General features: G+C 69.5%; 18 protein-coding genes. 6 read left to right on the top strand and 12 right to left on the bottom strand.

Features of this window, described 5'->3' with window-relative positions; genetic code table 11:
- Both E1161_RS20160 and E1161_RS20155 read right to left on the bottom strand, forming a co-directional pair.
- On the bottom strand, positions 1 to 705 hold a 705-nt coding region (locus tag E1161_RS20160; protein WP_268951412.1), incomplete at its 3' end, for an alpha-amylase family glycosyl hydrolase.
- A 163-nt stretch (positions 706 to 868) separates the two neighbouring features.
- Positions 869 to 2,494 (bottom strand): alpha-amylase family glycosyl hydrolase, encoded by a 1,626-nt coding sequence (locus tag E1161_RS20155; RefSeq protein WP_207920311.1) that lies wholly within the window; start codon positions 2,492 to 2,494, stop codon positions 869 to 871.
- Between the two features lie 157 nt (positions 2,495 to 2,651).
- Between E1161_RS20155 and E1161_RS20150 the strand changes: the two genes are divergently transcribed.
- Positions 2,652 to 3,134 carry an RrF2 family transcriptional regulator gene (locus E1161_RS20150; protein ID WP_132625596.1) on the top strand — a complete coding sequence of 161 codons (483 nt, stop codon included), beginning with the start codon at positions 2,652 to 2,654 and terminating at the stop codon, positions 3,132 to 3,134.
- Positions 3,135 to 3,208: 74 nt separating this feature from the next.
- A complete protein-coding gene (locus E1161_RS20145; RefSeq protein ID WP_132625594.1) occupies positions 3,209 to 3,670 on the top strand; it encodes a carboxymuconolactone decarboxylase family protein in 462 nt (153 codons plus the stop codon).
- A 42-nt stretch (positions 3,671 to 3,712) separates the two neighbouring features.
- On the opposite strand, the gene E1161_RS20140 is transcribed toward E1161_RS20145, so the two are convergent.
- Genes E1161_RS20140 through E1161_RS20130 form a run of 3 tightly spaced genes read right to left on the bottom strand, consistent with a single transcriptional unit; the run spans position 3,713 to position 7,277 of the window.
- Positions 3,713 to 5,875, bottom strand: coding sequence for a xanthine dehydrogenase family protein molybdopterin-binding subunit (locus tag E1161_RS20140; RefSeq protein ID WP_132625592.1), 2,163 nt, complete (start codon positions 5,873 to 5,875; stop codon positions 3,713 to 3,715).
- Positions 5,872 to 6,834 (bottom strand): FAD binding domain-containing protein, encoded by a 963-nt coding sequence (locus E1161_RS20135; RefSeq protein WP_132625590.1) that lies wholly within the window; start codon positions 6,832 to 6,834, stop codon positions 5,872 to 5,874. The genes E1161_RS20140 and E1161_RS20135 overlap by 4 nt, the downstream gene beginning before the upstream one ends.
- Positions 6,834 to 7,277: a (2Fe-2S)-binding protein gene (locus E1161_RS20130; protein WP_132625588.1), complete on the bottom strand. Its 444-nt coding sequence runs from the start codon at positions 7,275 to 7,277 to the stop codon at positions 6,834 to 6,836. The genes E1161_RS20135 and E1161_RS20130 overlap by 1 nt, the downstream gene beginning before the upstream one ends.
- A gap of 231 nt (positions 7,278 to 7,508) precedes the next feature.
- Between E1161_RS20130 and E1161_RS20125 the strand changes: the two genes are divergently transcribed.
- Together E1161_RS20125 and E1161_RS20120 are read left to right on the top strand one after the other, a co-directional pair.
- On the top strand, positions 7,509 to 8,075 hold the full coding sequence (locus tag E1161_RS20125; RefSeq protein WP_132625586.1) for a TetR/AcrR family transcriptional regulator: 567 nt from the start codon (positions 7,509 to 7,511) through the stop codon (positions 8,073 to 8,075).
- Positions 8,076 to 8,141: 66 nt separating this feature from the next.
- Entirely contained in the window at positions 8,142 to 9,020 is an 879-nt protein-coding gene (locus E1161_RS20120; protein WP_132625584.1) for a Vgb family protein, read from the top strand.
- Between the two features lie 39 nt (positions 9,021 to 9,059).
- Here the strand turns inward: E1161_RS20120 and E1161_RS20115 are convergent, their stop codons facing one another.
- The 6 genes from E1161_RS20115 to E1161_RS20090 form a co-directional block, all read right to left on the bottom strand.
- Positions 9,060 to 10,304, bottom strand: a complete 1,245-nt coding sequence (locus E1161_RS20115) for an amidohydrolase (protein ID WP_132625582.1) — start codon at positions 10,302 to 10,304, stop codon at positions 9,060 to 9,062.
- An 18-nt stretch (positions 10,305 to 10,322) separates the two neighbouring features.
- Positions 10,323 to 11,795: an ABC transporter substrate-binding protein gene (locus E1161_RS20110; RefSeq protein ID WP_165939882.1), complete on the bottom strand. Its 1,473-nt coding sequence runs from the start codon at positions 11,793 to 11,795 to the stop codon at positions 10,323 to 10,325.
- A gap of 104 nt (positions 11,796 to 11,899) precedes the next feature.
- Positions 11,900 to 13,900, bottom strand: coding sequence for a hypothetical protein (locus E1161_RS20105; RefSeq protein WP_132625567.1), 2,001 nt, complete (start codon positions 13,898 to 13,900; stop codon positions 11,900 to 11,902).
- A 107-nt stretch (positions 13,901 to 14,007) separates the two neighbouring features.
- A complete protein-coding gene (locus E1161_RS20100) occupies positions 14,008 to 16,794 on the bottom strand; it encodes a penicillin acylase family protein (RefSeq protein ID WP_132625565.1) in 2,787 nt (928 codons plus the stop codon).
- 104 nt (positions 16,795 to 16,898) lie between these two features.
- Positions 16,899 to 17,762 carry a fumarylacetoacetate hydrolase family protein gene (locus E1161_RS20095; RefSeq protein ID WP_132625563.1) on the bottom strand — a complete coding sequence of 288 codons (864 nt, stop codon included), beginning with the start codon at positions 17,760 to 17,762 and terminating at the stop codon, positions 16,899 to 16,901.
- Positions 17,763 to 17,832: 70 nt separating this feature from the next.
- Positions 17,833 to 18,291 carry a MarR family winged helix-turn-helix transcriptional regulator gene (locus E1161_RS20090; RefSeq protein ID WP_132625561.1) on the bottom strand — a complete coding sequence of 153 codons (459 nt, stop codon included), beginning with the start codon at positions 18,289 to 18,291 and terminating at the stop codon, positions 17,833 to 17,835.
- 71 nt (positions 18,292 to 18,362) lie between these two features.
- On the opposite strand from E1161_RS20090, the gene E1161_RS20085 reads away from it, so the two are divergent.
- Positions 18,363 to 19,130: a dioxygenase family protein gene (locus E1161_RS20085; RefSeq protein WP_132625559.1), complete on the top strand. Its 768-nt coding sequence runs from the start codon at positions 18,363 to 18,365 to the stop codon at positions 19,128 to 19,130.
- 139 nt (positions 19,131 to 19,269) lie between these two features.
- Here the strand turns inward: E1161_RS20085 and E1161_RS20080 are convergent, their stop codons facing one another.
- Entirely contained in the window at positions 19,270 to 20,049 is a 780-nt protein-coding gene (locus E1161_RS20080; protein WP_132625557.1) for an IclR family transcriptional regulator, read from the bottom strand.
- Between the two features lie 92 nt (positions 20,050 to 20,141).
- Between E1161_RS20080 and E1161_RS20075 the strand changes: the two genes are divergently transcribed.
- Complete coding sequence (locus E1161_RS20075; protein WP_132625555.1) at positions 20,142 to 20,378, top strand: class I tRNA ligase family protein; 237 nt, start codon at positions 20,142 to 20,144, stop codon at positions 20,376 to 20,378.
- Positions 20,379 to 20,451 lie beyond the last annotated feature (73 nt).

The following is a 20,451-nucleotide window of genomic DNA, read 5'->3' as shown; positions in this document are numbered from 1 at the left end:
GTCGCAGCGGAAGCCCGAAACACCCAGCTCCAGCCAGTGGTCCATCACCTCGCGCATCGCTTCGCGGTTGCGCTTGGGACCTTCGGCATCGACCGGCTGACGCCACGGCTCGTCCGGGTCCATCCTCGCGTAGCCGTAGTTGATGGCCGGCTGCGTCTCGTAGTAGTTCTTCAGGAACGCGCCTTCTCGCGGACCGGGAGAGGCGACGAAGTCCTCCGGCAGGCTGCCGTCCTGCGGCAGCTGGTCCGGCGTCGCCCACACGTAGCGGCTGTCGGTGTTGTCCTGCAAGGACTGCAGGAACCACGGGTGCTGGTCGGAGGTGTGCCCGGCGACCAGGTCGAACAGCACCCGGATGCCGCGCGCCCGCGCCGCGGTGACCAGCTCGGCCACGTGCTCCTCGGTCCCGTAGCGCGGGTGCACGCCGACGTAGTCGGTGATGTCGTAGCCGGCGTCGGTGAACGGCGACGGGAACACCGGGTTGACCCAGATCGCGGTGACCCCCAACCACGCCAGGTGGTCGAGGTGTTCGGTGATGCCGCGCAGGTCACCGATCCCGTCGCCGTTGGTGTCGGCGAAGCTCTGCGGATACACCTGGTAGAGCACGGCGTCGGCGAGCCACGAGGGCTGACCCGACGCCGCAGCGGGACTCACCCGCGAGATCGGCAGCACAGCGGCCCCCGCGAGCACCGCACCCGTACCGATCATGAACGACCGCCTCGACACCAATGCACCCAGCTCCATCCTGAATACGTATACACAAGCGGCGCTGAATGTACTCCACCCGAGCGATCAGCAAAAGACGCCGACCGGCACGGTTCTTTGCCGGAACTCGGTCTCAGCACCCGGGATCGGCTGACCTGCGCGGCGCTCAGCGGAGGTCGAGAACGGCGTAGCCGAAGGCCGGGACCGTGATGTCCTGGCCGTTGATCGTGACGCCGCTGTCCTCGACGGCGGTGGCGTTCGCCAGCCGTTCGTCGGGGACGGCGAGCGCCACCGCGTCCCGGCTGGGGTTGACCGTCACCAGGAACCGGTCACCGCGCAGGTAGGTGAGCGGGTAACCGTCGTGGAAGACCCGCACGTCGGAGGCGGTTCCGAGCTCGGGGTTGGCCTGGCGCAGCGCGATGAGGCGCTGCACGAGGTTCAGCAGCGATCCCGGATCGTTGTGCTGGGACTCGACGTTCGGCCGGTTCGGGTCGGGATCCAGCGGGAGGTAGAGGTTTCCGGCCGGCGCGATGGAGAACCCGGCGTTGGAGCCGTCGTTCCACTGCATCGGCGTGCGGTTGTTCTGCCGACCGTTGCTGCCCTCGACGTCGGGCAGGTCGTCGACCACCCGCATCCCGATCTCCTCGCCGTAGTAGATCAGCGGGACGATCGGCCAGGTCAGCCAGAACGCGAACGCCGCCGGGATCTCCTCGGGCGTGCGGACGCCGTTGTTCAACCGCAGCGCGGTGTCGTGGTTGGCCGAGGGCAGCAGCACTCCGCCGGGCCTGCCGATCGCCTCTTCGGCATCGCGCCAGGCGTCGATGAAGGTCTTGGCCGTGCCGGTCCCGTCGGCGCCGAAGTAGGGGTTGTCCTGCCACAACGAGCGCCAAGCCTCGCCGGTCTGGAAGAAGAAGTCGCCGTCGAACCCGGCCGGAACCGCGACCTTCGGATCACCCCACTCGGAGATCAGCACCGCGTCGGGGTGGCTCTCGTCCAGCCAGGCCGCCATCTCACCCCAGAGCTTCCCGGTTTCGACGAGGTCCGGATCGTCCTTGATCAGGCTCGCCGCCATGTCGCAGCGGAAGCCCGAAACACCCAGCTCCAGCCAGTGGTCCATCACCTCGCGCATCGCTTCGCGGTTGCGCTTGGGACCTTCGGCATCGACCGGCTGACGCCACGGCTCGTCCGGGTCCATCCTCGCGTAGCCGTAGTTGATGGCCGGCTGGGTGTCGTAAAAGTTCTTCAGGAACGCGCCTTCTCGCGGACCGGGAGAGGCGACGAAGTTCTCCGGCAGGTTGCCGTCGGGGAACTGATCAGGGCTCGCCCAGATGAAGCGGTCATCGAAGAAGTCCTGCAGCGAGTCGAGGAACCACGGGTGCTGGTCCGAGGTGTGCCCGGCGACCAGGTCGAACAGGATCCGGATGCCGCGCTTGCGCGCTTCCACCGCCAGCCGTGCCACGTCGTCCTGCGTGCCGTAGCGCTCGTGCACGCCCACGTAGTCGGAGACGTCGTAGCCGGCATCGGTCAGCGGCGACGGGAAGACCGGGTTCATCCACACCGCGGTGATGCCGAGCCACTGGAGGTGGTCCAGGTGGTCGATGATGCCCTGCAGGTCACCGACTCCGGTGCCGTCGGTGTCGGCGTAGGTCTGCGGGTAGATTTGGTAGAGCACGGCGTCGGCCAGCCACGAGGCGTCCGCGCGGGCCATCGGGGCACGCAACTCGGAGATCGGCAGCACGGTCGCTCCCGCGACCAGCGCTCCGGTGGAGATCATGAACGATCGCCTGGACACCGCCATATCCGCTCCCCAATCGGAATACGTATGAAAATGTCAGGCCGAAGCTACGCCGCTCGATCGCCCGCCGGAACGTGCAAGAACGCGTTCAGACCCGAGTGGACCAGACCATCCCGGTTGCCAGATTCAATCCTGGACATCTAACATCCGGGTTGTGCGGATGAACGAAGGCGTGGAGTGGGCGGTGCACAGCTGCCTCAACCTCGCATGGCTGGGCGAGGAACGGGCCGTGCCCACGGCGAAGCTCGCCGCGTTCTACGAACTACCCGCCGCATACCTGAACAAGCAGCTCCAGGCCCTCGCCCGCGCCGGGATCGTGACCTCGACGTCCGGACCGCGCGGCGGTTTCCGGCTCGCCCGGCCGCCGGAGAAGATCACGCTGATGGACGTGGTCGCCGCGATCGAAGGTCCCGACGAAGCGTTCCGGTGCACCGAGATCCGCCACCGCGGCGGCTCTGGCACCGATTCCCGCAGCGAAACCCCGTGCGCCATCCACACCTCCATGCGCAAGGCCGAGCTCGCCTGGCGCCGGGAGCTGGCGGCGCAGTCCATCGCCGACATCGCGGCCACCGTGGACGACCACTCCCCGGCCGCGGCCGAGCGGGTCCGCCGCTGGTTCGGCGACACCCGCACCTGATCGAACCCCTCCCCAACGGGGGTTTTGGCACCAACTAATCCTGGACATCAAATGTCCGGGTTGAGGAGATGACGATGCGGGGACGGATCGACGACCTGCCCGCCAAGGCGGGCGACGGCTACGCGGCGATGAGCTCGCTGGAGGTGTTCCTCGCAGGCAGCGGAGTGCCGAAGAACCTCCAGCACCTGGTCAAGCTGCGCGTCAGCCAGATCAACGGCTGCGCCTTCTGCGTCGACATGCACAGCAAGCACGCGAGGCAAGGGGGCGAGACCGACGCGCGGCTCTTCGGCGTCTCGGCCTGGCGCGAATCGCCGCACTTCACCAGTGCCGAGCGCGCGGCGCTGGACCTGGCCGAGTCCGGCACCCGCCTGGCCGACAACCCGCACGGCGTGCCCGACGAGGTCTTCGAGGAGGCGCGCGAGGAGTTCGACGAGTCGACCCTGACCGCGCTGGTGATGCTCATCGCGGCCATCAACGCCTGGAACCGCATCAGCGTCATCAACCGGACCGTGCCCGGTTCGCACACCCCGCGCTGAGCAACGCCGGGCGGCCTCCCACGGGGCCGCCCGGCGAAGACCTCAGCCCACCAGCAGGTCCTCGATCGTGATCGGGATGTGGCGGACCCGGATACCGGTGGCGTTGTGGACCGCGTTGGCGACCGCGGCGGCCATGCCGACCGTGCCGATCTCGCCGAGCCCCTTGGCGCCCACCGAGTTGTGGAGGGTGTCCGGGTACTTCACGAACTCCACGTCCACCTCGGGGATGTCGGCGTTGACCGGCAGCAGGTAGCTCGCGAAATCGCCGTTGGCCAGCCGACCGTCGCCCTCGACCTCCATGGCCTCGTGCAGCGCCGCCGAAACGCCCCAGATCATGCCGCCCTGGAGCTGGCTGGTGGCCAGCTTGTCGTTGATGATCCGGCCGCAGTCGAACACGCCGAGCATCCGGGACACCCGGGTCTCGCGCGTCCACTTGTGCACCTTGACCTCGACGAACTGCGCGCCGAACGAGCTGAAGGAGTGCTTGGTCAGCTCCTCGCCGGGCGCCGAGGAACCGCTCACCGACACCGAGTCGCGGCCCAGCGCCCGCAGCAGGTCGCCGAAGGCCATCGACCGGCCGTCGGCGAGCAGCTCGCCGTGGGCGTAGGTGACCTCCTCGCCCTCGAACGGCGCACCCGGCCCGGAAGCCAGCGCGGTGAGCTCGTCGACCGCCGCGGTGCCCGCGAGCTGGATCGCGGTGCCCACGCTGGCCGTGGCCGTGGAACCACCCGACAGGCCGCCCGGCGGCAGCGCCGAGTCGCCCAGCTGCGGCGTGATCCGCTCCTCGGGTAGGTCCAGGGACTCCGCACCGATCGTCGACATCACGGTCAGCAGACCGGTCCCCGGGTCCGCACCGCTCGTGGAGACCACGGCGGTTCCGTCGGCCCGCAGCTCGATGCCGACCGTGGCCGGGAACCGCAGCGCCGGGAACATCGCCACGGCCACGCCCATGCCGACCTGCCAGTCGCCCTCCGTGCGGCCCCGCGGGCTGCGGTTGGCCCAGCCGAAGCGCTGAGCGCCGATGTCGAAGCACTCGTCGAGGTGCTTGCTGGACCACTGCAGGTCCTTGCCGGGCGGGGCCGTCGAGTTGTTGCGCTTGCGCAGCTCGATCGGGTCGATGTCCAGCTCGACCGCCAGCTCGTCGATCGCGCTCTCCAGTGCGAACGAACCCGGTGCCTCACCGGGAGCGCGCATGAACGTCGTCGGCGGGACGTTGAGCGGCACGATCCGCTGCGACACCGCGAGGTTCGGCGTCGCGTACCACTCCAGCGAGGTTCCGTGCGAGGTCGGCTCGACGAACGAGCGGTCCGAGTCGGTGGTGCACCACGAGTCGTGCTGAACCGCGATCAGGCGACCCTCGCGGTCGGCGCCCAGAGCGACCTCCTGCCGGGTGGCAGCGCGGCCAGCGGTCACCGTGAACACCTGCTCGCGGGTGAGCGTGGCCTTGACCGGCCGTCCGAGCGCGCGGCTCGCCGCCGCCGCGAGGAACGCCGGCGTGGAGGTCTTGCCCTTGCCGCCGAAAGCACCGCCCACGTGGGGGTTCACGACGTGGACTTGCGAGACGTCGACGCCGAGCGCGGTGGCCACGTCCGCGGCGACCATGTGCGAACCCTGGTTCGGCGTGTGGAGCGTGAGCTCGCCGCCCTCCCACAGCGCGACCGCCGAGTGCGGCTCCATCGCGGCGTGGTTCTGGGTCGCGGTCGAGTAGGTGTGGTCGACGACCACCGGACTGCTGGCGAAGGCGTCCGCGATGGACTCGAAACCGGCGTCGGCGTCGAGGATCTCCAAGTCTTCGCGGTCGGGCGCCGCCTCGGCGTCGGCCAGCCCCTCCTCGAACGAGGTCTTGGCCGGTTTGGCCTGGTAGCCGACCTCCACCAGTGCCGCGGCGTCGCGGGCCTGCTCGAAGGTCTCGGCGATGACGAGGCCGATCGGCTGGCCGTAGTAGGCGACCCCGCAGTTCTGCAGCGGAACCCAGGTCTTGCCCAGCATCGAGCTCGGCGTGGCGAGTTCCAGCTTGTCGAACGGCGTGTAGACGCCGAGCACACCGGGCGCGCTCTTGGCCGCGGTGACGTCCATGCTCTCGACCTCGCCGTGGGCGATCGTGCTGAGCACGAGGTAGCCGTGGACCATGCCGGGGAAGTTGTTGTCGGCCCCGTACTTGGCCTGACCGGTGACTTTCAGCGGGCCGTCCAGCCGACTGGTCACAGCTGCATCCCTTCGGTGGTTTCGAGCAGGGCGCGGACGATCGTCCGCTTCAGCAGGGGCACCTTGAACGCGTTGCCGGACAACGGCTTCGCCCCTTCGGCGGCGAGCGCGGCGGCGGCTTCGAAGGTCTCCTGGTTGGCGGGCTTGCCACGCAGCACGTCCTCGACGACGCCGAGCTTCCACGGCACCGTCGCCACACCGCCCGCGGCGACGCGGGCGTCGGCGATCACCCCGTCGCGGACGTCGAGCGCCACGGCGGCCGAGGTCAGCGCGAACTCGTAGGACTGCCGGTCGCGGACCTTGACGTAGGTGGAGTTGGTCGCCCAGTCCAGCTTCGGCACGACGACCTCGCCGATCAGCTCGCCCTCGCGCAGGTCGTGCTCGGCCTCGGGCGTCTGGCCCGGCTGCATGTAGAAGTCGGCGAGCTTGACCATGCGCTCGCCGTCGGTGCTGATCAGCCGGACCTCGGCGTCGAGCGCGACCAGCGCGACCGCCAGGTCGCTGGCGTGGGTAGCCGCGCACGCGTCACTGGTGCCCAGGATCGCGTGCATCCGGTTGGTTCCCCCGATCGCCGGGCACCCGCTGCCCGGGTCACGACGGTTGCAGGGCGTGTCGACGTCGCGGAAGTAGCCGCAACGCGTGCGCTGCACCAGGTTCCCGCCGATGCTGGCCATGTTGCGCAGCTGCTGCGACGCGCTCTGCAGCAGCGCGCGTGAGATCACCGGGTACACACCGGGATTGGCGGCCACGTCGCTCATCCGCTCCAGCGCGCCGATGCGCAGCCCGTCGGAGGTGTCGATCCCGCGCAGCGGCAGGCCGTTGATGTTCTGCACCCGCTGCGGGGTGAGCACGTCGAGCTTCATCAGGTCGACGAGCGTGGTGCCACCGGCCAGGAACGTGCCGGTGTCGCCGAGCGCCTCGTCGATCGTGGTGGGTGCGGTCAGTTCGAAGGAGCGCATCAGCCCGCCTGCCTCGCCTGTTCTACTGCCGCCACGATGTTCGGGTAGGCCGAGCAGCGGCAGATGTTGCCGGACATGAACTCGCGGACGTCGTCGACGTCCTGCTCGACCGCGGCCACGGCCGACATGACCTGGCCGGACGTGCAGAAACCGCACTGCAGCGCGTCCTGGTCGAGGAAGGCCCGCTGCACCGGGTGCAGCGACTCGCCGTCGGCGAGCCCTTCGACGGTCGTCACCGAATCTTGCACGGTGGCCGCCAGCGTGAGGCAGGACAGGACGGGACGGCCGCCGACGTGCACGGTGCAAGCGCCGCACTGACCTCGATCGCAGCCCTTCTTGGGGCCGGTGACGCCGAGCTCCTCGCGCAGCGCGTCGAGCAGGGTCACGCCGGGATCGACGCTGAGCTCTTCCGTCCTACCGTTGATTTCCAGTGAGAGGTCCACAGAATCTCTTCCCCGCCCTTCCGCCGTGGCGTTGGGCGGAATGCTCGTGGTGGTGGGAGCTAGACTCGAAGGCTGAACCGGATACACATCCACTTCAGCTGGAATCGAAGCTACCGGATTATTATCCGCTTCGCAACGGGCGCGAGTGTTCTCACCCTCAAGACTGCCCAGGTTCGGCGAGCGGTGCACTACATTCCGGGTCGGGACCAGGTAGCCGACCGGGGAGGGACGATGACGACGGGCTCTGTGAACCCCCGGCGCGCGGACACCCGGCGCAACCACGAGGCCATCCTGACCACCGCGGCCCGGTCGCTGGCGTGCTCGGAGCAGGTCTCGTTCAACCACATCGCCAAGCAGGCAGGCGTCGGCGTGGGCACGGTGTACCGGCACTTCCCCACCACCGAGGCGCTCATCATCGCCGTCTACCAACGCGAGCTGGACCACCTCGGCGAGGTCGTCCCGGAGCTGCTGGAACAGCACGAGCCCGAGGAAGCGCTCCGCACCTGGGTCACCGACCACCTCGCGCACTACATGATGACCAAGCGCGGCCTGGCCAAGGCGCTCGTCGCCGCCACGTCCTCCCCCGCCGAACTCCCGGTCAACGCCCACGAAACCCTGGTCGAGGCGATCACCGCGCTGCTGCGCGCCAACGTCGAGGCGGGCAACATCCGCTCGGACGTGAACCCGGAAACGGTGCTGCGCGGCCTCGGCGGGCTCTTCTACCTCAACCCCAAGCGCAACTGGCGGGAGGAGACCGCCGAACTCCTCGACCTCATCTGGCGGGGCATGAGCGTCTAGTGCGGGTCGATCGGGGGAAGCGAAAAACCAGTTGTCGCAGGCGCGTTCGTCGTGAAGGCTGCGAGGGTGGAATTCGTGGAGATCCCGGTCGGCGGAACCGGGTGCGGGCCGTACGGGGTCGCAGCCGGGCCGGACGGTGCGATCTGGTGCACGGAGGTGCACCACGGCCGAGTCGGGCGCCTCGATCCCGACGGGAGCTACCGGGGCTTTCCGGCCGGTCCGGCGGATTCCCGTCCCACGGTGATCGTCGCCGGACCTGACGAGGCCTTGTGGTTCACCCTGCACCAGGGCGACCGGATCGGGCGGATCGGCACCGACGGTTCGGTGACCGGGTTCGACGTGCCCGGCGCCAACCCGTGCGGGCTCGCGGTCGGTCCGGACTCCGCGTTGTGGTTCACGGCGATGAGCACCGACCGGATCGGCCGGATCACCGTCGACGGCGAGATCACCGAGTTCGCCCTGCCTGAGGCGGGCGGTTTCCCCTCGATGATCAGCAGCGGCCCGGACGGGGCGTTGTGGTTCACCCTGAACCAGGCCAACGCGGTCGGGCGCATCAGCACCGGAGGCCAGGTGCGGGTCTTCCCGCTGCCCACCGAGAACGCGGCACCGGTCGGGCTCACCGCCACCGACGACGCGTTGTGGTTCGTCGAGATCGGCGCGGGTCAGGTCGGCCGCATCCGGCCGGACGGCGAGATCGCCGAGTTCCCGCTCCCCGACCGCGCCTCCCGACCGCACGCGATCACCTCGGCACCCGACGGGACCTGCTGGTTCACCGAGTGGGCCACGGGCCGCCTCGGTCACGTCACCCCCGATGGGCACGTCGAGACCCACGCGCTCCCCGATCCGTCCTCCGAGCCCCACGGACTCACGCTCACTGCCGACGGAACGCTCTGGGTCGCTCTCGAACAAGGAGCGCTCGCCCGCGGCAGTTCCAGCCCGAACTGACCGGCCCACCGGCGTCACCGAGCCCTCGGGCTCCTTGGCTCAGGCGAGCCATTCCAGGGCGGCCGCGGTGAGGGCTTTGACGCCGGTGGTGAGGGTCGGTTCGATTGCCGGGGCGAAACCCGGTGAGTGGTTGGCCGGGATCTCCTGAGCCACCCGGTCCTCGGCCAGGGCCCGCTGGAATCGGCCGGGCTCCGTGCCACCGAAGAACCAGTAGCAGGTGGGGGCTCCCGCCGCCGCGCCGAACAGGCCCACGTCCTCGCTGGCCATCGCGGGCGGCAGGTCGAGCACCGCGTGGTCGCCCAGCGCGGCGCGCAGGGCACCGGTCGTCCGGGAAGTCGCGTCGAGGTCGTTGACCAGCAGCGGGAACCGGGTCAGCTGTTCGAACTCCGGCTCTCGCTCGGCACCGGAGGCGATCGCCTCCGCCCGGACGATGCGGCGGACGGCCGCCAGGACCCGCTCGCGGACGCGTTCGTCGAAGGACCGGATGTTGACCAGCAGTTCCGCCTGGTCGGGGATGATGTTCTCCTTCGTACCCGCGCGGATCGAACCGACGGTGACCACAGCGGTGTCATCACCGGCGACCTCGCGCGAGACGACCGTCTGCAACCGCATCACCGTCGCCGAGGCCATCACCACCGGATCGATCGCGTTCTGCGGCTGCGACCCGTGCCCGCCGCGACCGAACATGGTGATCTTCACGCTGTCGGCGGCCGACATGCTAGGCCCGCTCATCATGCCCACGAAGCCGCTCTGGAACGGGAAGACGTGCTGCCCGAGGCAGACGTCCGGTCGTGGGAAGCGCTCCAAGAACCCGTCGTCGAGCATCGCCCGTGCCCCGGCTCCGATCTCCTCGGCTGGCTGGAACACCGCCACCACCGTCCCCGACCAGCGAGAACGCGCCGTGATCAGCAGGTCCATCGCGCCCAGCAGGCTGGTGACGTGCATGTCGTGACCGCACGCGTGCATCACCGGGACGTCCGAGCCGTCTGCGGCCGTGGCCCGCTGCGTGCTGGCGTAGTCCAGCCCGGTCTGCTCCAGCACCGGCAGCGCGTCGAAGTCCGCGCGCAGCAGCACCGTCGGCCCGGTCCCGTTGCGCAGCACCCCCACCACACCGGTTCGGCCGACGCCGGAGGTGACCTCCAGCCCCAGCGCCTCCAACCGCCGCACGACCTCGGCAGCCGTCCGGTGCTCCTGGAACGACAGCTCAGGATGCGCGTGCAGGTCCTCGTACAGCGCTGCCAGGTCGTCGCGGATGTCGTCCAACCGCCGGAAAACGTCGTCCATGAGCCCTCCATACGCCGACTACCCGCACGATTGCGGGTCGGACGCCCCGTGGCGAGTCCAGACCAGGCTCTCCTGAACCGGATGTCCGTTCGGCTCCATACGCATGATCGGCATCGCCTTGCCCACCGGGTTGCCCTGGCTCCCAGCATCGTCCTGGTAGGCGATCTTGCCAGTGGCGCCGGAAAACGGCCCCTTGCAATCGAACTTCCTGATCCAGTTCGACACCTGCTTGTAGTTCTCCGCCGGAGCCTCGAACCCGCGGGCGGCGGCGATGGCGACCAGCAGCGCGTCGTGCACAGACATCGCGTAACCATCGGTCAGGGGATCGTTGTCCGTCAAACCCAACTCGTTGAACGCCTCCTCGAACTTGCGGTACTGGGCCTGGCTGTCAGGCTGAGGCGGGTCGGCGTGGTCCCACTGGCCCTGAGTCGCGACGCTGGTGTAGAAGACCCTGACCTGCTTCGGCGAGAAGTCGGGCAGCGGCCGGTGCATGAGGGCGCTGGCGTCATCGCTGGTGATGACGTCCAGGTCGAGATCGTTGACGCAGATGCCGTTCGACGCGATGGTTTTCAGGAATACCGCCAGGTCGCTGCCCCGGCCGGCGAAGTAGACCTGGTCGGGTTGCTCAGCGCAGATCCTGGCGAAGACGTCGGCGAACATGTCCTCCATGTACTTCTCGCGCGAGATGCCGACCAGATCCGTCGGGGAGCTGAAATCCTCCTCACCGGGTCGTTCGCCGAACTCCGTCCAGTAGGCACTCCTGAACGCTTCAGCGAGCGTGCGCGAATAGATGTCGCCGGAGTTCGTGTCGTGGACGAGCACGAGCTTTCCCTTGCGGGATTTCAGATGACCCACGGCAGCCTTGGCCGCGTCGATGTTGGTCGGAGTGATTCGGTAGAACCGCTCGGTGTGCGTCGAGTCGTCCTGGAAGCGCCGATTCATGTCGTCGGCGCTCGCCATCCCGCTGACCACCGCGAGACCCGCATCGGACAACCGGGTCGCCGCCAACCGGGTGTGGCCCAGGCTCTGCCCCAACCCCACGACCGCGACGATGCGCTCGCTCGCGCGCGCGTCGATGATCGCTTGCGCGGCGGCCTCCGCCTCCTCGTTCGAGGCGCCGTAGTTTGCCAGCTTCAGCCTCACCTGCGGTGAGGTTTCCCTCGCGACCTGCTCGGTGTTGGCCCGCGAGGCGGCGGCGAGCGCGCCCGCCACACCGTGCTGCACATGCTTCGCGTCGATGCTGTCGAATCGGGCGTTCGGGGTCATGTTGTCCAGCACCACCACGGTGACGGAGTCCTGCCCGGCCACCTTCGCGTTGTGCTCGTCGATCAGTGCTCTCAGGTCGCGTGTCGCGTCGTTGGCGCCGAACGAGGTGTTCTCGACGTCGATCCCGACGCAGTTCGGGGAGGTTCCGACCGTCCTCATCCCCGTGTCGCACGGTTCCCAGGGTTGCCACACCGCCAGCCCGGCGGCGACCACCACGACGACCACTGCGGCGGCGATGAACTTGTGGCGGCGCAGCCAAGATCGGGGCTGCACCGGAGCGGACGAGGTGGAGCTTCGGAACAGGGGCATGACCGGTCCAATCCGAAGGGTCAGAACAGCTGGTCAGCACGGCGTGCAGCTTCGTAGAGCGCCGCGACGTCCGGGCGGTGTGACAGTGGTGCGAGTTCGTGGAAGCTCTGCACGACGATGTTCTTGCGCTCCCGGTCGGGGCCGGCCAGCGGATTCGCGATCAGCCAGTACGCGGCGATCAACCGGGCGAGCACGTTGCGCACCTGGTCCCGCTCGGCGGGTCCGTCACGCAGGTCCTGCTCGACGAGATCGGCGTAGACCTGGGCGTTGTCGCGGTGCAGCGGTTTGTCGTCCGGGGCGCTGGTGACCAGGACCAGCAGGTCGACCCACCTCTGGTGCGGCATCTGGTCGAAGCGTTCGCGCAGGGTCTCGACGACCTCGCCGAACCGGCCCAGCGCCAGCAGGCAGTAGGACGTGCGGGCGAGGTCGCGCTGGGTGTGCGGATCGTTGAGCAGCGCCTCGAACTGCGTCTCGTACGAGCCCCCGTCCTGCTCCCCGCGCGCGTTGAGGGCGAACAGCAGCGTCCGCGCGATCCACGGGTGCAGCAGGGACTGGTCCTCGGTCCCGCTGTCGCGATCCGGGGCGATCACCCACAGCGCGCTGCGCAGCTCGGTGAGGATGCGGCCGGTCTGCGGCAGCGACACGAGGCTGGTCGACTCGGCCGGGACCAGCCATGGCGCGGTCGCGAACGGAGCCGCGTTGACGAATTCCGCGAGGTCCACGTCCTGCAGCTGCTCGGAGACGCGCAGATCGGTCAGGCGTTGCTGCCACGCTTCGGGGGTCGACTCGGCGGGTTCGAGGATGTCGCGCCTACCTTCCCGCAAGCGGGAGGTGGGCAGTATTCCGGAAACAGCCTCGACCGCCTTCGGGAGCCCGGCGGTGGCGCGCTGAGCCAGCTTCGCCTCGCTGAAGTACGGGCTGCGCCCGATCAGGCTCGCGGTCTCCTCGATCTCCAGCGGTTCCAGCAGAACCGGGTGCACGGGGGCGTGCGGTCTGCCCACTTCGGGGTTGTTGCGCCAGTGGCCCGCGTCGCGGCAGCGCGGCACCACCAGGACCTCGTCGGATCTGGTGGCAGCGGACTTCCACGGTGCGTGCCAGTGCGATTCCCACTCGGGGTTCCACCGGCCGCTGGTGCCGATGAACAGCAGCGGATCGCGCTCGTTGTGCTGCCTCAGATGTCGTTCTCGCGCGGCGATGATGTCGCTGAGGAACTCGTACCCGCCGGGATGGTCGAGGTTGTCCAGCAAGACCACCCAGTTGTGCGAGTGGGTCTTGCCCGCCTCGTTCTCGCAGGAGCACGGGCTGCCCAGTTCCGGGCGTGCCATGACCGGGTGGCTCTCCCGCACATCGGCCAGGAAAGCCGAGGTCAGCCAGGCCGTCATGGCCTCCGGTTCGTTGCGGGCCCGCCGGCTGAGCTGGATCAGCGCGTCCAGCGGCTCGGCGCCCTCGGCCTCCGGGATGTCGGCGTGCCAGCGCTTGGCGCTGGCGAGCGACCTCCGGCCGATCGTGCGGATCAGTCGCGGTAGCACCAACTTCGCGGCGGTGACCAGCACCGGGTCCAGCACCGGTTCGACCGCGTCGGCGGTGGAATCCACCTGAACTGCGATGTCGTTCGCACGCGGGCTCTCGGCGAACTCGCGCAACGCGGCGCTCATCTCTGCCCTGGCCTTCACCCGGTCGAAGGTGTCGAGGTTGGCCTGCACGGCGACCAGCCCGAGCGCGAACCGGGTGAACTTCGCACTGCGCCGAGCGCGCCACCGCCGGGAGAGGTCTTCGGATATCGCGGCCAGCGCCACGACCGTGGTCGCGGGCTGCTCGCGCCCGAAGTCGAACGGTTTGGCGTGCACCACGCTGTTCCCGCAGTCCTGCGAGATGGACTGCAAAGCGCGGGTTTTGCCCGAGCCCGTCGGTCCGAGCAGCACCATGATCGGTTGGGCGCTGGGAGGTTCGTCGGTTGCCCGGTCCCACAAGAGGCGTCGGGCGAGCATGGCGCTGTCGGTCAACCGCACGGGCTCCGTCATCCGCATCCCCTTCGCCTCGGACACCGCTGCCCGAATTGACCGTCGATCCTACGGGGGCGGGGAGACGGCGTGGGGCCGTTTCGCCGAGAACGCCTGCGGCGAGCGGCTCAGCGGTGGGCGGGGAACTCGATGACCTGCTGGTAGGTGGGGCGGTTCTGCCAGGAGATCTTGTCCTGCTCGATGCCGCCGACCTCGTTCTGCACGATGGAGTCCGCGCACCACTGGTCGCCGGGGTCGCAGTCGGCGTCGCCCGGGTAGGTCTCCTCCGACGGGGTCGCGGCAGCCTGGGCGAGGGTGTCGAGCAGCATCTGGCGGCACGCGCCCAGGTCACCACCGCCGCACAGCGGTGCGCCGAAACCGCCCGGGACCTGCTCGCCGAGAACGGCGCGGATGTCCTTGGAGACCTGGCCGAACCAGCCGAACTGGAAGGTCGAACCCTGGTGGCCCTGGCCGACGTGCAACCCGGGTTCGCCGTTCTGCCATCCCGACGGCGACTCGTTGATCTGCATCATCGCGGTCATCGCCCGGTAGGCGGCGGTTCCGACGGCAGGTTCGAACTCACCGCGGACCAGCAGCGGCCACCACGCGTCGAGCAGCTCGATGGCCCCGGCGTGCGCGTAGGACCTGCTGCCCGGCGAGGTCTCGGTGCGCTTGCCGCCGTCGGCCAGCCACGCGCGCAGCTCGTCGACCAGCGGTTTCGAGCGCTCGTCGGGTTCGCCGATGACGCGCAGCAGGTCGGGCAGGACCCGTTCGGCGCGCAGGTCGGTGATCGCGGCGTCGGCCATGGCCCGCACGAGCTCGGCGCGGTTGAACTCATCACCCGAGGTGATCTGCTCGCGCACCCGACGATCGAGCAGATCACCGCGCTGCACCGCGCCCTTCTCCGCCCGGTCGCCCGCGGTCCCCGGGGCCTGCTTGTTGTTCCAGCTGATGTAGTAGTCCTGGTTGACGGAGTGCGGGTGCTCGGCGAAGGGCTGGTAGGTCGCCGTGTTGGTCTCCGGGTCCCAACCCGGCCACTCGTGGGCCGGGTCCGAGACGATCGGCATGCTCGGGTCGACGTGGGGTCGGCGCACCACGTTCGCCCCGGAGTTGAAGTACGCGGTGTCGCGGGAATCGGCGTAGAACCAGTTGAACGTGTAGTTGATGTCGTGCGCCGCGCGCTGGAAGTCCTCCGCCGAGGACACCGCCGACGGGTCGTTGAACTTCTGGAAACCGATGATCGAGTCCACCTCGTGCAGGAAGGTCGACCGGGCGGTGGTGTAGGCGACCGGATCACCGTCCACAGTGGCCCGGTGCGTGACGGGGCCGTAGCGGGTGCGGAAGGACACCAGCCGGTAGGAGCCCTCCGGGGTGTCGTCGCCGAGGTTGGGCTTCCAAGCGTTCCGCCGCTCGATGGTCTGCATCGGCAGGCATTCGCCGTGGAAGCGGTAGGAGTTCGAGTCCTCGGTGACCGGTCCGCCGTCGGGTGAGCACAGCTCGACCGCGTAGGTGTCGATCATGTCCTGCGAGGCGGTTGTGGCGCTCCACGAGTAGTCCTGGCCGCGTCCGAGCAACGTGTAGAAGCTCAGGCCCGCGAACGAGGCACCTTTCGAGGAGATGCCCGGCCCCTGCAGCTCCTGCAAGGTCAGCAGCTGCGGCGAGAAGTAACCCGTCTGCGGGCCGAACACCGCCACCGGGTGGCCGCTCTCGGTGTGCGCGCCGGAGACCACGAGGGCGTTCGACATGCCCCTGCGCTCGGCCATGTCGGCGGGCAGGACGCCGTCGTCGAAGATGCCGCGCAGCGGGTCGTCGGGGTCGACGACCGGCCGCGAGGGCTTCTCGTCGGGTTGGGTCGCCGAGCCGGTCGGGTCGAAGACGAGCTGCTGGTCCGCGACCGACCCCGGGTCCGGCAGCGCCGCGCCCCCCGGGTTCGCCGGGGCGTTGCCGTACTCGAAGGAGCGTCCATCGTGGACGGTGCTGATGGCCTCCGGGTCGTTCTCCGAGCGGAAGGCGGCCCAGACCTGCTCACCGCGCTCGGGCCCGAAGCGCTCGTGCAACGACATCCTGGCGACGGCGTTCTGCACCTCTCCCCCGCCGCCACCGCCGAACTGGGCTCCGATCAGCGACGCCAGCACCACCAGGTCGGTGAGCTGGAACGGCTCGATGCGGCCCTCGTTGGTCACCGGGTCCACGTGACCGGTCGCGACGTACTCGCCCGGGAAGTAGCGGCCCCGGTGGGACTCCTGGATGTAGGCGTTGATGCCGTCGACGTAGGACTGCGCGTCCTGCAGCGCCATCCGGCCGCGCTCGCCCTGGGCCGCGACCCGGTCGATCTGGTCCTGCAGCTCCTCGGCTGTGTAGGGCGAGGCGGAGAAGAAGCTCTGCTCCAGCTCCCGGTTGGCGGGCGCGCCCCCGGCGAACGGCGTGATCTCGCCGCGACCGGCGTGGCGCAGCGCGTCCATCAGGAACAGCTTGTCCTCGGCGGTGGTGTAGCCCGCGCCGAAGGTCGTCCCGGACCGGGTGTCGCCGTAGACGTGCGGGACGCCGGCGGTCTTGTCGCGGACGACGGTGACGTCCGCGCGCGGCCGGTAGGTGCGCTCAACGTCGTCCGGCCGCACGCCGAAGGAGTGGTCGTTGAAGAAGCGCTGGATGGTGCCGGTGGTCAGCTCGCGGTACCCGCCTGCCAGCGCGTCGTACCTGCCGAGCTGGTCGTCGGAGTGCTTCGGGCGCGTGCCCAGCAGCATGTGCGAGACCAGCTCGGCGAAGGTCGCGTTGCCGTTCTGGCCGGGCGGGAGGACGTCGTGGCACTGCTGGCGGCAGTAGTCCTCCGGAGGTTGGGCGTTGGCCCCCGGGGCGATCAACAGGGATCCCGCGATGACCGCCACGAGGGTGACGACCAGTGAACGTCGCGCCATGCCACGCCCTTTCCGATGCGGAACTGCTCCGGCACCGGCACGCTAGCTACCCCGACGGCGAATTGAAAGACATTCACATTGTCCTTGGTCCGATCGGCCCAACCTCAGGCCGACTTCACGCCGCTGCGCTGACGGCCGAGCCCGTCGATCTCCATCTCGACCACGTCACCCGGCGCCAGGAACGGGAAGCGCCCGGACATCGCCACACCCTCCGGGGTGCCGGTGATGACCAGATCTCCCGGCTCCAACGTCAGGTACTGCGAGAGGTGGCGGACGACCTCGCCGACGCCGAAGATCATGTCGGCGGTGCTGGAATCCTGCCTCGGCTCGCCGTTGACCCAACTGCGCAGCCGCAACGCCTGCGGGTCGGCGACCTCGTCGGCCGGGACCAACCACGGACCGACCGGGTTGAACGTCGGCGCGCACTTGCCCTTCGACCACTGGCCGCCGGACTGCTCCTTCTGGAACGAGCGCTCGGAGACGTCGTCGGCGAGCACGTAACCGGCCACGTGCGACAGGGCCTGCTCGGCGCTGTCGAGGTAGCTCGCGCGCTGCCCGATGACCACGCCGAGCTCGACCTCCCAGTCCACCTGCTCGGCGCCGCGCGGGATCACCACGTCGTCGTGCGGACCGACGACCGTGTTGGGGTGCTTGAAGAACAGGATCGGCACTTCCGGGGGCGCTGAACCGGATTCGGCGGCGTGGGCGACGTAGTTCTGCCCGATGCACAGCACCGCCATCGGCCGCGCGATCGGCGCGCCCACCCGCATCGCCGTGCCGTCGGCCGGGTCGTCGACGGCGGTCAGCTCGCCCGCGGCGAGGGCTGCGCGGGTGCGGGCGACGCCGTCACCCGCGAGGAACGCGCCGTCGATGTCGCCGGTCAGCGTGCCCAGGTCGAACAACCGCCCACGATCGTCGAGCACGTGCGGGCGCTCCTCCGAGAACGACCCCAGCCTCAGGAACTTCATGACCGACCCCGTTTCGCCTTTGTGAAACCTGTTCAAGCCAGCGAAATTCGATCAGCGCGGACGGAGCGCGTCAAGACCCGCGCAACTTGCGCGAGACCACCCCCAGCGCATCGGTGAGCGCACGCAGCTGGTCGCGGTCGAGCACGTCGATGAGGTGCTCGCGGACCAGTTCGACGTGCCCCGGCGCTGCCTCCTCCAGCTTGTGCCTGCCCGCCTCGGTCAGGCGGGCGATGACGCCCCGGTCGTCGGTCTCGCAGGTGCGACGCCCCACGAGCCCGGCCTTCTCCAGCTGCGTGACCTGGTAGGTCAGGCCGCTCTTGGAGGTCACCACGAGCTGAGCGAGCTCGGACATGCGGATCTCGCCCTCGGGTGCCGCCGAGAGGCGGACCAGGATCTCGTACTGCGGGTGGGACAAACCCGCCTGTTCGCGGAGCTGCTGCTCGATGCGGCGGTTCACGAGGTTGCCCGCCTCGACGAAGGCGTTCCAGGCGGCCATCTCGTCGGCGTCGAGCCAGCGCGGTTCGGTCACGACCCCATTCTAGCTTGTTCGAATTTGAACCACGAGGTACTTTGGTTCAAAGTCGAACGAGGAGGTCCCCGATGGCCGAGCGCATGCCCACCCTGTACCTCAGCCACGGCGCCCCGCCGCTGGCCGACGACGAGCTCTGGCCCGGCGAGCTGGCGGCCTGGTCGGCCGACCTGCCTCGCCCCAAGGCGATCCTGATCATCTCCGCGCACTGGGAGGAAGCACCGCTGGCCATCGGTGCGACCAGCACCGTTCCGCTGGTCTACGACTTCTGGGGCTTCCCCGACCGGTACTACGACGTCCGCTACGCCGCGCCCGGGGCTCCAGCCCTGGCCGAACGGGTGCGCGCGCTGCTCGGCGGCGCCGAGACGCCGGTGGTCGACGTTCCCGATCGCGGACTCGACCACGGCGCCTACGTTCCGCTGAAGGAGATGTACCCCGACGCCGACGTCCCGGTCCTGCAGATCTCGATGCCGACCCTGGAACCGGCGGCCCTGATGCGCGTGGGGCGGTCGCTCGCGCCGCTGCGCGACGAGGGCGTGCTGATCGTTGGCAGCGGGTTCTTCACCCACAACCTCTCGGCCCTGCGCTCGGTGTCGACGCCGAGCTGGTCGGTCGAGTTCGACGACTGGGGCGGCCGCGCCTTGGCCTCGCGCGACATCGACGCGCTCCTGGACTTCGAGCACAAGGCCCCGGCAGGCAGTCTGGCCCACCCGCGCACCGAGCACTTCGCGCCGCTGTTCGTGACCCTCGGAGCCGCCGACGAGGACCTCGACGCCCAGCGCGTCCCGATCGAGGGCTTCTGGTGGGGCCTGGCCAAGCGCTCGGTGCAGTTCGGCTGAGCACCACCCAGCACGACGTCCGGTGGCAGCGGCCGGTTCGGCCCGGACCGCCCGTGATCGGAAGTCCGTTCAGCCCCGTCTATTCGGACCGAGGACCGCCTCCCGGCCGGGGCACCTCGGCGCTGTCGAAAGGCGGAGCTCAGTGGCGGAGTTGGCGGTGGACCGCGTCGACCACCTCGGTGAGCGGAGCTCGGGTCTCCTCGGTCCAGCTCTCGCCGCAGCGGGGAGTGGGGGCTGAGACCGACATGCCCGCGACCACCTCGCCCGCGTGGTCCCGGATCGGTACCGCCAGGCAGCGGCAGCCGATGATGTACTCCTCGTCGTCGACGGCGTAACCGTCGCGACGCACGTCGTCGAGCTGGGCGAGCAGTTCCGGCAGCGCGGTGATCGTGTTGTCGGTGAAGCGCTCCAGCTCGACGTCCTCGTAGCGGGCCACGACCTCGTCGTCGGTCAGCCCGGCCAGCAGCGCCTTGCCGAGCGCGACGGAGTGTGCGGGAAGCCGCATGCCGACGGCGGAGACGAGCTTCATCGGCTGCGGGGACTCGGCGATGGCGATGTAGACGTTCTCGATGCCGTCGAGCCGGGACAGCTGCACGGTCTCGCCGGTCTGCTGCGCGAGGCGTTCCATCAGCGGCAGCGCCAGGCCGACGATGTCGCGGTGCCCGGTGTAGCCCTGCCCGACGGTCCAGGCCTTGAGCCCGAGGCCGTAGGTGCGGGTGGTCGGGTCGAACTCGGCGAAGCCGCGGTGCACGAGGGTGCCGAGCAGCCCGTGCACGCTGGACAGCGGCAGCCGCAGCGTCTCGGCGATGTCGCTGAGACGGTGCCTCCCACGGGAGAGCAGTTCCAGAATGATCAGCGCGCGGTCCGCGGACTTCACCAGGTTGTGCCCGTGCGAGCTGGCCGCTTCGTCAGCCGTCACCCCTCGAATCCTCCTGCTCCCTCGTCGTCCCGGGCGGGACTTCCGAACAGTACAGCGAGCGCGGAGCGACCGCGCGGCTCCACCTCGGGGGCATGAGAACGGCTTCTGCGTTCCACCCGCTGGCTTCGGCGATCGACTTGCCGGAGGCCGAGCGGCGGCGCATCGAGTGGTGGCGCGAGCACCCGGTCCGCCCCGGGACCCGCCTCGTGGAAGCCCGGGTGCGCGAGGACGTCTTCAGCCGCTTCCGCACCATGGAGGGCTTCCGGGTGCCGCGCCGGACGGGCTGGGACTGCCACGGCCTGCCGGTCGAGCCGGCGGTGGAGTGCTGACTGGGGCTTAGCGGGCACACCTGACGTGGAGCCCGGGTGGCCGTCGGAGGAGCGAAGGGAGGTCTCGATCGCG

Origin of the sequence: Saccharopolyspora aridisoli, assembly GCF_004348445.1 — a bacterium.
GTDB lineage: Bacteria > Actinomycetota > Actinomycetes > Mycobacteriales > Pseudonocardiaceae > Saccharopolyspora > Saccharopolyspora aridisoli.
This window is presented reverse-complemented; position numbering and strand designations above follow the sequence as displayed.

Coding starts and splice junctions, on each gene's coding strand:
- E1161_RS20095 (WP_132625563.1), bottom strand. CDS start 17,762: ATGAAGTTCCTGAGGCTGGGGTCGTTCTCGGAGGAGCGCCCGCACGTG.
- E1161_RS20085 (WP_132625559.1), top strand. CDS start 18,363: ATGGCCGAGCGCATGCCCACCCTGTACCTCAGCCACGGCGCCCCGCCG.
- E1161_RS20115 (WP_132625582.1), bottom strand. CDS start 10,304: ATGGACGACGTTTTCCGGCGGTTGGACGACATCCGCGACGACCTGGCA.
- E1161_RS20105 (WP_132625567.1), bottom strand. CDS start 13,900: ATGACGGAGCCCGTGCGGTTGACCGACAGCGCCATGCTCGCCCGACGC.
- E1161_RS20145 (WP_132625594.1), top strand. CDS start 3,209: ATGCGGGGACGGATCGACGACCTGCCCGCCAAGGCGGGCGACGGCTAC.
- E1161_RS20135 (WP_132625590.1), bottom strand. CDS start 6,834: ATGCGCTCCTTCGAACTGACCGCACCCACCACGATCGACGAGGCGCTC.
- E1161_RS20125 (WP_132625586.1), top strand. CDS start 7,509: ATGACGACGGGCTCTGTGAACCCCCGGCGCGCGGACACCCGGCGCAAC.
- E1161_RS20075 (WP_132625555.1), top strand. CDS start 20,142: ATGAGAACGGCTTCTGCGTTCCACCCGCTGGCTTCGGCGATCGACTTG.
- E1161_RS20100 (WP_132625565.1), bottom strand. CDS start 16,794: ATGGCGCGACGTTCACTGGTCGTCACCCTCGTGGCGGTCATCGCGGGA.